Consider the following 12,890-nt stretch of genomic DNA (forward strand, 5'->3'; position numbering starts at 1 on the left):
CGTGCGTAGCGGGACCTTTAAGCCCTGAGGAAAGCGCGCTCTGCGGGTGCAGTTTTTCGCGGGTGCCGCGCGGATAATTGGTGGAACTGAGCGAGATTCATGGACCCGGAAGGACGCACCATGCCACGTAAAGTCACAGCGGCATCGCGCAAGCTGGCCCCCGTCGTTACAGCACGTGTCCGGGAACCGAAGCCGGAAACGCCCAAAGACCTGGATACCGCCCGCTTTGCCGCCCTTATTGATGAGCACATTGATGAGGCCCGCGCGAAAATCGACACGGTCCTGGCGGATATCCGGGAAGTGACGGCCGCCGCGAAGGACACTCCCGCTGACGACGAGCATGACCCGGAAGGCACCACAGTCTCCGCTGAACGCGCCAATGAGGTCTCCATGCTGGCAACGCTGGAGGCTTCGCTCGTGGAACTCCTGGACGCACGGGTGAGGCTCGACGACGGCGCTTACGGAATCTGCGAGCGCTGCGGGGATCCCATCCCAGAGGCACGGCTGGAAATTCGGCCGGAAGCCCGTTTCTGCGTCGCCTGCGCCGCAGCGGCCCGCCGCCGCTGAGGCGGCCCGGCGGCCACGGCTGCACCGCGCAGGAATCCGAACGTGCCCGCCGTCACCCATGGCGTCCCGGCAGGGTGCGACGCGGCTAGAATCGAGCGTGGAAATCAACCCCCACGTAAGGATTCGTAACACCAATGAGCATCACCGTCCGGCGGGCAACACCGGCTGACTATGAAGACATCCGCCGGATCACCCGTGACGCGTACCTGAAGGCCGGGTTCATTGAGGCTGACAATCCCTATGTGCAGGAACTTGAAAACGTCGAACACCGTGACCAGCACGCCGAGCTCTGGGTGGCGGAGAAGGACGGCGTGGTCGCAGGCTCCGCGGCAGTGACGTTCGCCGGCCAGCCCTACACGGACATCGCCGTCGAAGGTGAGCTCGAATTCCGCATGCTGGCCGTTGATCCTGCCGTCCAGCGCGGGGGAGTGGGCCGGGCCCTGGTCAGCGCGATCGTTGAGCATGCGCGCAGCCTGGAGGGAATCCATGCCGTGTCCCTTACCAGCATGACCAGCATGCTCGGGGCGCACAGCATGTACCTTTCCCTGGGCTTTGAACGGGTCCCCGAACGGGACTGGACGGTTCCCGGCGAGGACTACGTGCTGTGGGTCTTCCGGCTGGAACTCTAGCTGCCGGAGGAAGGCGCACACCGGCGTCGGACTCTGCTCCCGGAGCGGCAGTGCGGCAGTCGTGCGCTGTATGTCCCGGCCACCCGAACCGGGAGCCCAAACGCCGTAGACTGGTACGGATACCGGCGTACGCCGAAAATACTGCATAAGACGCATGGGAGACTCATGTCTGAGATCAATCGTGAGGCTGTGGCGCATCTGGCGCGGCTGGCCCACATTGAGATGACCGATGACGAGCTGGACAAAATGGCCGGCGAGCTGGATGTCATCGTGGATTCGATCAAATCCGTAAGCGAAGTTGCCGGTGAGGATATCCCGGCCACCTCCCACCCGATCCCGCTGGCGAATGTGTTCCGCGAGGACGTTGTGGGGCAGACGCTGACCAATGAGCAGGCCCTGTCCGGTGCGCCGGACAACGCCGAAGGCCGCTTCAAGGTCCCTGCCATCCTGGATGAGGAGTAAAGACTTCCATGAGTGAACTGATTACCTCCAGCGCTGCCGAATTGGCAGACAAGCTGGCCTCCCGCGAAGTCTCCGCAGTCGAAGTCACCCAGGCGCACCTGGACCGGATCGCCGACGTGGACGGGGACATCAACGCCTTCCTGCACGTCAACACCGATGAAGCGCTCGAAGTTGCCGCCGGCGTGGACAAGGCCCGCGCTGCCGGCGAAGAGCTGCACACCCTGGCCGGCGTTCCCATCGCCATCAAGGACCTCATTGTGACGGTGGGCCAGCCCACCACCGCCGGGTCCAAGATGCTCGAAGGCTGGATGAGCCCGTACGACGCGACCGTGATCTCCCGGATCCGTGCCGCCCGCATGCCGATGCTCGGCAAGACCAACCTGGACGAATTCGCCATGGGTTCCTCCACCGAGCACTCCGCCTACGGCCCCACCCGCAACCCGTGGGACCTGGACCGCATTCCCGGCGGCTCCGGCGGCGGTTCGGCAGCAGCCGTTGCCGCTTTCGAAGCACCGCTGGCCCTTGGTACCGACACCGGCGGTTCAATCCGCCAGCCCGCCTCCGTCACCGGTTCCGTGGGTGTGAAGCCCACCTACGGCGGCGTCTCCCGCTACGGCGCGATCGCCATGGCCTCTTCGCTGGATCAGATCGGCCCGGTCTCCCGCACCGTGCTGGACGCTGCGCTGCTCCAGGAAGTCATCGGCGGACACGACCCCCGCGACTCAACTTCCCTGACCGACCCCGTGGGCAACCTCGCCGAAGCCGCCCGCAACGGCAGCGTCGCAGGGATGCGCATCGGCGTCATCAAGGAACTGCAGGGCGAGGGTTACCAGCCCGGCGTGCAGGCCCGCTTTGACGAGTCGCTGGAACTGCTCAAGGACGCGGGAGCGGAAATCGTTGAGGTCTCCTGCCCCAACTTCAAGTACGCGCTGGGCGCCTACTACCTGATCATGCCCTCGGAGGCCTCCTCCAACCTGGCGAAGTACGACGGCGTCCGTTACGGCATGCGCCGCCTGCCCGCCGACCCGCCGCTCACCATTGAGCGCGTTATGGGTGCCACCCGCGCCGCCGGCTTCGGCGACGAGGTCAAGCGCCGCATCATCCTGGGCACCTACGCCCTCTCCGCCGGCTACTACGACGCCTACTACGGCTCGGCCCAGAAGGTCCGCACCCTGATCCAGCGCGACTTCAACGCCGCGTTTGCGCAGGCTGACGTGCTGATCTCCCCGACCTCGCCGAACACCGCGTTCAAGCTGGGCGAGAAGCTGGACGATCCGCTGGCCATGTACCTGAATGACGTCGCCACCATCCCGGCCAACATGGCCGGCGTCCCCGGCATCTCCATCCCCGGCGGCCTGGCCGACGGTCTGCCGGTGGGCATCCAGTTCCTGGCACCTGCCCGTGAAGATGTGCGCCTCTACCGTGCCGGCGCGGCACTTGAAGGCCTGCTGGAGCAGAAGTGGGGCGGCCCGCTGCTGGCCTCGGCACCCGTACTCGGAGGAGTGAAGTAATGTCCGTGCACACCATGGAAGAAACCGTGCCTTTTGACGAGGCCATGGAGAAGTACGATCCGGTACTCGGGTTCGAGGTCCATGTGGAGCTCAACACCAAGACCAAGATGTTCTCCGACGCCCCGAACGAGTTCGGTGATGTGCCGAACACCAACGTCACCCCCGTGGACCTTGGCCTGCCCGGTGTGCTGCCGGTCGTGAACAAGAAGGCAGTGGAGTACTCGATCCTGATCGGCCTGGCGCTGAACTGCAAGATCGCCGAATCCTGCACCTTTGCCCGGAAGCAGTACTTCTACCCGGACACCCCCAAGAACTTCCAGACCTCCCAGTACGAAGACCCCATTGCGTACGACGGCTGGCTGGACGTTGAGCTGGAAGACGGAACCGTGTTCCGCGTCGAGATCGAACGCGCGCACATGGAAGAGGACGCCGGAAAGCTGACCCACATGGGCGGCGCTGCCGGACGTATCCAGGGTGCCGACTTCTCCCTGGTGGACTACAACCGTGCCGGTGTTCCGCTGGTGGAAATCGTCACCAAGCCGATCGAGGGCGCCGGTTCCCGTGCGCCCGAACTCGCCAAGGCCTACGTGGCAGCCATCCGGGAAATCGTGAAGAACCTGGGTGTCTCCGACGCGAAGATGGAGCGCGGCAACGTCCGCTGCGATGCCAACGTATCCCTGCGCCCGCACGGCCAGGAAAAGTTCGGCACACGTTCGGAAACCAAGAACGTGAACTCGCTGCGCGCCGTCGAACGCGCCGTCCGCTTCGAAATCCAGCGGCACGCTGCGGTGCTGGACTCGGGTGAGAAGGTTGTCCAGGAAACCCGTCACTGGCACGAGGACACCCGGTCCACCACCTCGGGCCGGCCCAAGTCCGACGCCGATGACTACCGGTACTTCCCGGAACCGGATCTGCTGCCCGTGGTCACCACGGAAGAGTGGATCGAGGAGCTGCGCTCCCGCCTGCCCGAGCCGCCGGCCGAGCGCCGCAAGCGCCTGAAGGCAGACTGGGGCTACTCCGACGCCGAGTTCCGCGATGTGGTCAACGCCGGCGTGATGGAAGCCATCGAGGAGACCATCGCAGCCGGTGCCTCCGCGCAGGTGGCACGCAAGTGGTGGATGGGTGAAGTTGCCCGCCGCGCCAAGGAAGCCGAAGTGGATCCGGTGGATACCGGCGTCACCCCGGAACTGATCGTTGAACTGGACCGTCTGGTCCAGGCCGGCAAGATCAACGACAAGCTGGCCCGCCAGGTGCTCGACGGCGTGCTCGCCGGCGAAGGCTCTCCGGAGGAAGTCATCGAGAAGCGCGGCCTCGCTGTGGTTTCCGACGACGGAGCCCTGCTCGAAGCCATCGACGCCGCACTGGCTGCAGCGCCGGACGTTGCGGACAAGATCCGCGGCGGCAAGATCCAGGCCGTGGGCGCGATCGTCGGCGGCGTTATGAAGGCGACCCGCGGACAGGCCGACGCCGGACGCGTGCGCGAGCTGATCCTGGAACGCCTGGGCGTCTCCGCCTAGCTGCGTTTAGCCTGCTCCGGCCCCGGACCCGGTGCTGACGGTCAACTGACCTGATGCGCCGGATCCGGGGCCGTTCGGCATTAACCGCCCTGCCCGAACACCTGGCGCCAGGGTAGGGTGCAAGGCATGGCTAGCGTGCCGTCCCAGCTCAGAGTGGATGCGGAGCTGGTGCGCGGCCTGCTGCAGGCCCAGCAGCCGCAGCTGGCGTACCAGACGCTTGTGGAGGTCGGTGACGGCTGGGTCAACTGCGTGTTCCGGCTCGGCAGCGACTACGCCGTCCGGCTGCCGCGGCGCGAGGAAGCCGCCGCGCTGATGGCCAAGGAACAGCAGTGGCTGCCCGTGCTCACTGCAGGGCTGCCCACGGCAACCTCGGTCCCCCTGTACTGCGGGCTTCCGCAGGAGCCCTACCCGTACCCCTGGAGCATCAGCGCCTGGTATGACGGACTGGATGTTTCCCTGCAGCCCAGGGGCCGGAACCTGGCCCTGGCGGCGCCGCTTGCACAGTTCCTTAACGCCTTCCACACACCTGCGCCGGAAGATTACCCGGCAAACCCCCTGGTGGGCGGGCCGCTGGCAGCACGGGATCCGGCGGTCCAGGAACGGCTGCATGCCGGGATGGTGCCCCACGCGGCCCGGATAGGGGAGCTCTGGGCCGAGGCCGTGGAAGTGCCCGGCTGGAACTCGGCGCCGGTGTGGCTGCACGGGGACCTGCACCCGGCCAACCTGATTGCCGGAAATGGGACACTCCAGGCCATCATCGACTTTGGGGACCTCACCGCCGGTGACCCCGCCGCTGACCTTGCCGCAGCCTGGCTGGTGTTCGAGCCGGCAGGGCGGCGTGCCTTCCGCAGTGCGCTGGACACCCGGTACGACGCCGATCCATACCTTTGGCTGCGGGCCCGCGGCTGGGCGCTGTGCATGGCTTCGAACCTGCTGGCCGGTGCTCGGCGGCATCCCGGACTGTATCTGGTGGGCTCGGAGACACTTATGGAGATCCTCACCGATGACCTCTCCTGGCTCTAGGCGGCATGCCAGAATGGGCTATGCCCTTCTCCTGGAGACACTCGGTCCGCGTACAAACCGAAGGGGACGGGCACGTCACCGAAGACAGCTGCGGATTCGCAGCAGCCAGCGCCTGGGTAATCGACGGCGCCACGTCGCTGCTGCCGGAGCTGGACCTGCCCGGAGCTTCCAACCCGTCCTGGTACGCCAGGACGATGGACCTGCTGCTCGCCGAGAGCGCCAGCGCCCCTGCCCTGCCGGAAACGGATTCCGAGGCAGGCAGTGTGCTGGCCGAAGCGCTGCGCCGGGTTGACCGGGTGGCAGAGGAACGCGCCGGTGCGGAACGAACCCGATTCCCCAGTGCAGTCCTTGCCCTGGCGCAGCTCACTGCGGGCGGAGTTGAAGTGCTGGTATTGGCCGACTGCCACGCGGCAGTGGAACTGGAGGACGGATCCGTCGTGCACGTAACTAGTGAACCCGCTGACCTGCGTGTCCACCGTGAACACCCGGCAGACCCGGACCAGGCACGGGAGCTGCTGCGCCGGGACCGGGAACTGCGCAACACCCCCGGCCGCCTGTGGGTGGCCCGGCGGGAGCCGGAAGCGGTAGAGCACGCCCACCTGGTGCGCCTGCCCGCGCCGCGGCGCGTGGTGCTTGCATCCGACGGCGCGTGGCGCGCCGTGGACCTGGGCCTGGTGGACAGTCCCTGCAGTTTCCTGCGGGCAGCGTCCACGCCCGTTGGGGCGCAGCAGCTGCTCCTTGAACTGCGGGAGCGGCAGGCAGCCGCCGGCGAAAAGGCCGACGACGCCACCATCCTGACGGTGGTGCCCGGTGCCTGAGACTGCAGCAGACGTCCTGATCATTGGCGGAGGCATCGCGGGACTGTCCCTGGCCTCCCGGCTGGCCGGGCACACCGGCGTCGTACTCCTGGAAGCTGAGAACGAACTCGGTTACCACACGTCCTCCCGCTCAGCGCGGCAGCTGATCCCCAGCTACGGTCCGCCCGTGGTCCAGGACCTCACGGTGCGAACCCTGGCCCTGATCCGGGAACTCGAAGCCGGCCTTCCAGAGCCGATCCTGGTTCCGCGGTCCTTTATGCTCGTGGGCCGGGAGGAAGACGTCCGGGACCGCGCCAGCGGACACATGCACCCGATCACCATGGCTGAGGCCGTAGGCCTGGCACCTGAACTGGCAGCGGGGGACTTTGAAGCCGCCGGGCTGGACACCACCTCGGTCTCCTGCAACACGGACATCCTGATGAGCTGGCACCGGGCCCGGATCGAAGCAGACGGCGGCCGCATCCTCACCGGACGACGGGTGGATTCCGCGGCCCGCACCCCCGAAGGACGCTGGGCCCTGACCGCGGGAGGCGAAACCTGGAGCGCCGGGACAGTGGTCAACGCCGCCGGTGCCTGGGCTGACCCCGTTGCCGGCCTGTTCGGCGCACGCCCCCGGGGGCTGCAGCCTTACCGCCGGACAGCAGCCATCGTGGAGGCAGGGAACCCGCCCGCAGCGGACGGACCCATGGTGGCCGGAGCCCTGGACAACTTCTACTACCGGCCGGACCTGGAAGGTGTCCTGATCTCCCCGTCGGAGGCCGTTCCCAGCCCGGCCGAGGATGCACGGCACCGGCCGGAGGATGTGGCTGAGCTGGTGGCGCTGGTCAATTCACTGACCAGCCTCGAGCTGGGCCGTACCCTGCGCGCCTGGACGGGACTGCGGACGCAGGCAGCGGACGGGGTGCCGGTGGTGGGGTTCGACGACGCCGTTCCCGGCTTCTTCTGGCTCGCCGGACAGGGCGGATACGGGTTCCAGACATCCTCCGGAATTGCCGAGCTGGCCGCTGCCCAGCTGCTCGGAACACGGCCCGTACTGGACGTCTCTGAAGCCCTTTCACCCGCCCGCACAGGGCTGTGACCAATCTCTCATCCCCGCGGTGTAACGAATCGGTCAAACGGCGCGGGAATGGTCGAAGGAACTCCCCGGTAAACCTAGAGTTGAAGGGCAGGCCGGCTCCGGCCAACTTCCTATTCCAGGCCTGCTGTTTTGTGCTTTTGAGAGGTCTCGTCAGTGCCAGAAATCATGCCGCCGCAGCTTGCCGGTGTGCAGCAGCGTCCCTTCTACGTCAAAGCCCGTTCCGTCATCACAGCCGTCAGTGTTCTGTGGCTGATCCTGGCGGTGGCGGGGTATGGGTCCTTCTCCGGCGGCACGACGTCCCTGGCACTGTCCCTCGCGCTGATGTACGGCACCGGCATGGCGATTCTGGTTGTGGCCTCCGCCCTGTACCGGCTGGTGAAGCGTTCGGCTGTGCGTCGGATCGAGTCTGCTCCCCAGGACGCAGCAGCGGCGGCATTCGTGGATGCCACGCGCTTCGCGGCTGAAGAAATCCGTGCCGCGCTGAGTCCTGCGCGTGCCGGACGCGCTCCCGTTTCATCACCCTGGACCGCCGGAGCTGAGCGGCGTGCCGCTGTGGTCCCCGTGCTCCGGGAGCCGGGAGCCCCGCAACCCGTTCGAGATGCCCCGGCAGCCAAGGTGGCTCCGGCAGCTCCGGCAGCTCCCGCAGCTCCGGCGGCTCCGGCGGCTCCGGCAGACAAGGCGGCTCGCGGGGGCCAGACCGGATCTGCTCCGGCTGGCGTGCTGACCTCAACCGGCAAACCGAAGTCCTCCGCCGGTGCACCTGCAGCTTCAGGAAACGCAGCAAACAAGCCGTCAGCGGGAAAGCCCGTCGTGACCAAATCGGTGGTCAACAAGAAAGCGTCCGCCAAGAAAAAGAAGACCGGCAAGCCCGGGCAGCTGTCTGCCACGCAGGGCAAGCCAGGACCGACTGGCCAGAATTTGAAGCGCGCGGCCTAGCCTCACTCTCAGGAAGTTGCCAGCTTGCTGACAGGAGCTTTCCAGACCGCTGTCCTAACGTAGTTACTACCTCATAAGGGTGCGAGTGATGAATGGATAGCGTAGTGAACTATCCGGCGCCGGCAGACTAGGGTTGTTCCCCCCAACCAACCCAAACAGTCTGCCGGCGTTCTTCATGTCCGGGGTCTTTTTGCGTGCTGGCGCCTTTTCGCGTGCTGGCTCCCCGGGCCGGCTTCCGCCGCATGGGCTCGCCGGTGGTGTCGGGAACGCCAGTGGTGCCGGGCTCGCCGGTGGTGCGACGGGAACCTAGCCGGCGTCGAAGCCGCTGAATTCGCCGGTGGCAGGGGAGTGGTGTTCTTCCACGCTTTCCACGACGCCCGGCGCCGAGGGAGAGCGCACCCATTCAAGCAGCCCGTCCAGTGCCGACGGCAGCCCTTCAGCGGTGATCACCACGGATCCGTCCGGCATATTGACTACCGAGCCGGTCAGGTTCAGCTTCAGCGCCTGGCGCAGGACCCGGTAGCGGAACCCAACACCCTGCACCACCCCGCGGACCACGGCCGTAACGCGGACATCTTCTCCGGACCTGCCGGCTGATCCGGCATGCTGGCTGGGCGAATTCATGCCTGCAGCCTAATGCAGGGGTTTATCCAGCACACTGTTGGCCGCCGCAATCAGCTCACCGCCGGAGACCAGCCGGTAAACGGCCTCGATTTCCGGTGCCAGGTACCGGTCCGGCCCAGGCCCCTGCACCACGGAACGGACCGCCGAGCGGACGGCCGTGGAGACCGGCGCACTGCGGGCGGTGGCCAGGCCGCCGTCGCGCATATCCAGGGCCCGCGCCGAGGTAAGCACTTCCACTGCCAGTACCCGGGCCAGTCCGTCCAGGGCCCGGCGCAGCTTCAGCCCGGCCGCCCAGCCCATTGACACGTGGTCTTCCTGCATTGCCGAGGACGGAATCGAATCCACCGAAGCCGGAACCGCCAGCCGCTTCAGCTCGGAGACAATGCCCGCCTGGGTGTACTGGGCAATCATGTGGCCGGAGTCCACTCCCGGATCATCGGCGAGGAATGCGTTCAGCCCGTGGCTGCGGTTGCGGTCCAGGAACCGGTCGGTGCGGCGCTCACTCATGGACGCGACATCCGCGACGGCGATGGCCAGGAAATCCAGGACATACCCGACCGGCGCCCCATGGAAGTTGCCGTTGGATTCAACCCTGCCGTCAGGGGTCACCACGGGATTGTCTACGGCGGACGCCAGCTCGCAGGCCGCTACGTGCTCCGCATGCGCCAGTGTTGACCGGGCGGCACCGTGGACCTGAGGGGCGCAGCGCAGCGAGTATGCGTCCTGGACGCGGGTGAACGCACCGGTTTTCTGCTCCTCCACCAGGACAGATCCGTGCAGGACTGTTCGGATGTTCTCCGCCGACTCAGCCTGACCCGGCTGCGGGCGCAGGGCCTGCAGGTCTGCTGCAAACACGGCGTCGGTCCCCAGCAGGCCTTCAACGCTCATGGCCGCTGCAACGTCCGCGGTGGTCAGCAGCCGGTGCAGGTCGGCAATGGCCAGGGTCAGCATTCCCAGCATGCCGTCCGTCCCGTTGATGAGGGCGAGTCCTTCTTTCTCCTGCAGCTCCAGGGGTTCCAGGCCCGCTGCTGCGAGGGCCGTGGCCGCGTCCTGTTCCCGGCCCGCAGCGTCGCGCACCCGGCCTTCACCCATCAGGGCCAGGGCACAGTGGGAGAGCGGAGCCAGGTCACCGGAACAGCCGAGTGAGCCGTACTCGCCGACCACCGGCGTGATGCCCGCGTTGAGCAGTGCTGCGTAGGCCGAGGCGACGGCCGGACGCACGCCGGTGCGGCCGGTGGCCAGAGTGGAGAGCCGGTTGAGCATCAGGGCGCGGATCACCTCGCGGTCCACTTCCTGCCCGGACGACGCCGCGTGGCTGCGCACCAGTGAACGCTGCAGCACGGTCCGCTGGCTGGGCGGAATCTGTTTGGTTGCCAGGGCCCCGAATCCGGTGGAGACACCGTAGTGGGGCTTGGAATCAGCGGCCAGCGATTCGATGACGGCACGGGAGGCCTGCATGGCGTCCACGGAACCTGCGGCCAGGGCCACCGGGGCGCCTGACCGTGCGACGGCCAGGACCGCTTCCGGTTCCAGGGGGCCTGTGCCCACCTCTACCGTCAAAACCGAGGTGGAACCCTGAGAAGAAAGAACCAAGACCGTCATCCTGTCTGTTCGCTGTCCGCGCTGACCTGCCGGCGCACTGTGAATGCCGCACAGTGGTATCGGCATTTCAACCAGTGAAATGCACCGGACGCTTATTGGCAAGTGGCGACAACCCGCCCGGGGAGCCTGATCAGGCACAATAGGCACATGCGCTCCGCTTCCGCCGCCTCCGCCCCTGATGCCGGAACCCGGCGCAGGCTGATAGCCGAAATCCTCATCGTGCTGGGACTCTCCCTGGGGCAGTCAGGCGTGTACGCCGTCGTCCGCCTGCTCGACAAGATGACCCAGGGGCCGCTGCAGGGCCAGACCACCACGCTGAACCCGGTGCTGGACGAGAGTCCCGTCTTTGACCTGGTGTACCAGCTGCTGGGCATTTTCTTCTCCCTTGTCCCGGTGGCGCTGGTGCTTTTCCTGCTCACCGAGCCGGGCCGGTCGGCGTTCCGCCGCATTGGCTTTACGTTCTCCCGGCCGGCGCTGGACTTCGGGCTCGGTTTTGCCCTGGCCGCCGTGATCGGCGTGGGGACGCTCGGCGTCTACGCTGCGGGCCGCGCGATGGGCATTACCACCGCAATTGTTCCGGCCGCCCTGGATACCTACTGGTGGACCCTTCCCGTCCTGGTGCTCTCTGCGATGCGGCACGCGGTCCTGGAAGAGGTCATCGTGGTGGGCTACCTCTTCACCAGGCTGCGTGCGCTGGGCTGGTCCGTGCCGGCCATGATTCTCACCAGCGCCCTCATCCGGGCCAGCTACCACCTGTACCAGGGGATCGGCCCCGGGATCGGGAACTTCCTGATGGGCCTGCTGTTCGGCTACGCCTATTACAAGACCAAGCGTGTGATGCCGCTGGTTATTGCCCATGCCCTCGTGGACATCGCCGGGTTCGTGGGGTTCGCCCTGTTCGGATCCGCCATCGGAATTGGAGACTGACGCCTTCATGGCACTGCTGACAGCCTGGGGCGAAGCCCTGGACCCGGACAACGTCCTGCCCGAATACCCCCGGCCGCAGCTGGTCCGCCGGAACTGGCTGAACCTCAACGGATACTGGGACTACGCCATCACCTCCGCCAGCCAACCTGATCCGCCGGAGTCCTGGGACGGCCGGATCCTGGTGCCGTTCTCACCCGAGGCGCCGCTCTCCGGCGTCGAACGCCAGCTGCAGCCGGACCAGGCACTCTTTTACCGGCGCACCTTTCCGGTTCCGGACGGACCGGAAGGACGCGTGCTGCTGCACTTTGGGGCAGTGGACCAATCCTGCACCGTGACGGTCAACGGGCGGCCGGCAGGAACGCACGACGGCGGCTACCTACCCTTTACCCTGGACATCACCGCGCTGCTGGACGCCGGTTCGGCAGAGCAGGAACTTGTGGTCCGGGTGCTGGATGCGACCGACACCAACGGGGCATCCCGGGGCAAGCAGAAGCTTGAACGCGGCGGCATTTGGTACACGGCGCAGTCCGGCATCTGGCAGACCGTCTGGCTGGAGCGGGTTCCTGAAACCTGGATCGGGAATGTGGTGCTGACACCGCTGGACTCCCTCGACGGCGTCGAAATTACCGTAGTACCCGGTGGTGCTGCCAGCGGCGGCGACGCCGCCGGCGGGGGCCTGCGGGCTGATGTAACGGTCTTCGCAGACGGCGCGGAAGTGGCAGCGGCCGCGCCCGTTCCGGGCGAACCAACCCGGATTGGCCTTCCCGCGCCGCGGCTGTGGAGCCCAGAGGATCCGTTCCTGTATGACGTCCGTGTGCGGCTCGGAACCGATGAAGTCCAGACGTACTTCGGGCTGCGCACCTTTGGCACCGGGACTGATTCCGCCGGCCACCGGCGGCTCCTGCTGAACGGCAAGCCATACCTGCACCTGGGCCTGCTGGACCAGGGCTACTGGCCGGACGGGCTCTACACGGCTCCGTCGGATGAGGCGATGGTGTCCGACATCCAGACCGCCAAGGATCTCGGCTTCACCATGCTGCGCAAGCACATCAAGATCGAGCCGCTGCGCTGGTACCACCACTGCGACCGGCTGGGCATGCTTGTCTGGCAGGACCTGGTCAACGGCGGCATGGGGGAGGGGCGGGCTCCGGGGCGGTGTCTTATACACCACTCCGAGCCCCCGAGACAAGGCAGGC

The 12,890-nt window shown here is 66.8% G+C and carries 13 protein-coding genes; 11 read left to right on the plus strand and 2 right to left on the minus strand.

What is annotated here, in order from left to right; translation table 11 throughout:
- Nucleotides 1-120: 120 nt before the first annotated feature.
- From TVC13_RS08565 to TVC13_RS08605, 9 genes are all read left to right on the plus strand, one after another.
- The gene (locus TVC13_RS08565) at nt 121-567 is read left to right on the plus strand and encodes a TraR/DksA family transcriptional regulator (protein ID WP_422400795.1); all 447 of its coding nucleotides are present in this window, start codon (nt 121-123) and stop codon (nt 565-567) included.
- A gap of 134 nt (nt 568-701) precedes the next feature.
- Complete coding sequence (locus TVC13_RS08570) at nt 702-1,196, plus strand: GNAT family N-acetyltransferase (protein WP_422400796.1); 495 nt, start codon at nt 702-704, stop codon at nt 1,194-1,196.
- 165 nt (nt 1,197-1,361) lie between these two features.
- Nucleotides 1,362-1,658: an Asp-tRNA(Asn)/Glu-tRNA(Gln) amidotransferase subunit GatC gene (gene gatC / locus TVC13_RS08575; protein WP_091606413.1), complete on the plus strand. Its 297-nt coding sequence runs from the start codon at nt 1,362-1,364 to the stop codon at nt 1,656-1,658.
- 8 nt (nt 1,659-1,666) lie between these two features.
- Nucleotides 1,667-3,169 (plus strand): Asp-tRNA(Asn)/Glu-tRNA(Gln) amidotransferase subunit GatA, encoded by a 1,503-nt coding sequence (gatA, locus tag TVC13_RS08580; RefSeq protein ID WP_422400797.1) that lies wholly within the window; start codon nt 1,667-1,669, stop codon nt 3,167-3,169.
- Nucleotides 3,169-4,686, plus strand: coding sequence for an Asp-tRNA(Asn)/Glu-tRNA(Gln) amidotransferase subunit GatB (gene gatB, locus TVC13_RS08585; protein ID WP_422400798.1), 1,518 nt, complete (start codon nt 3,169-3,171; stop codon nt 4,684-4,686). Before gatA ends, gatB begins: the two co-directional genes overlap by 1 nt.
- A gap of 126 nt (nt 4,687-4,812) precedes the next feature.
- On the plus strand, nt 4,813-5,709 hold the full coding sequence (locus TVC13_RS08590; protein WP_422400799.1) for an aminoglycoside phosphotransferase family protein: 897 nt from the start codon (nt 4,813-4,815) through the stop codon (nt 5,707-5,709).
- A 5-nt stretch (nt 5,710-5,714) separates the two neighbouring features.
- Nucleotides 5,715-6,527 carry a hypothetical protein gene (locus tag TVC13_RS08595; RefSeq protein ID WP_422400800.1) on the plus strand — a complete coding sequence of 271 codons (813 nt, stop codon included), beginning with the start codon at nt 5,715-5,717 and terminating at the stop codon, nt 6,525-6,527.
- Nucleotides 6,520-7,605, plus strand: a complete 1,086-nt coding sequence (locus tag TVC13_RS08600; RefSeq protein WP_422400801.1) for an NAD(P)/FAD-dependent oxidoreductase — start codon at nt 6,520-6,522, stop codon at nt 7,603-7,605. Before TVC13_RS08595 ends, TVC13_RS08600 begins: the two co-directional genes overlap by 8 nt.
- Nucleotides 7,606-7,758: 153 nt before the next feature.
- Nucleotides 7,759-8,541: a hypothetical protein gene (locus TVC13_RS08605; RefSeq protein ID WP_422400802.1), complete on the plus strand. Its 783-nt coding sequence runs from the start codon at nt 7,759-7,761 to the stop codon at nt 8,539-8,541.
- A gap of 306 nt (nt 8,542-8,847) precedes the next feature.
- Here TVC13_RS08605 and TVC13_RS08610 read toward each other — a convergent pair whose 3' ends face one another.
- Nucleotides 8,848-9,165 carry an acylphosphatase gene (locus TVC13_RS08610; RefSeq protein WP_422400803.1) on the minus strand — a complete coding sequence of 106 codons (318 nt, stop codon included), beginning with the start codon at nt 9,163-9,165 and terminating at the stop codon, nt 8,848-8,850.
- Between the two features lie 9 nt (nt 9,166-9,174).
- Nucleotides 9,175-10,767: a histidine ammonia-lyase gene (hutH, locus tag TVC13_RS08615; RefSeq protein ID WP_422400804.1), complete on the minus strand. Its 1,593-nt coding sequence runs from the start codon at nt 10,765-10,767 to the stop codon at nt 9,175-9,177.
- A 147-nt stretch (nt 10,768-10,914) separates the two neighbouring features.
- On the opposite strand from hutH, the gene TVC13_RS08620 reads away from it, so the two are divergent.
- Together TVC13_RS08620 and TVC13_RS08625 are read left to right on the plus strand one after the other, a co-directional pair.
- Nucleotides 10,915-11,694 (plus strand): CPBP family intramembrane glutamic endopeptidase, encoded by a 780-nt coding sequence (locus TVC13_RS08620; RefSeq protein ID WP_422400805.1) that lies wholly within the window; start codon nt 10,915-10,917, stop codon nt 11,692-11,694.
- 7 nt (nt 11,695-11,701) lie between these two features.
- Nucleotides 11,702-12,890, plus strand: a 1,189-nt coding sequence (locus TVC13_RS08625; RefSeq protein ID WP_422400806.1) for a glycoside hydrolase family 2 protein, incomplete at its 3' end; no start/stop codon positions are given.

It is taken from the genome of Arthrobacter sp. 3Tela_A (assembly GCF_049311025.1).
GTDB lineage: Bacteria > Actinomycetota > Actinomycetes > Actinomycetales > Micrococcaceae > Arthrobacter_B.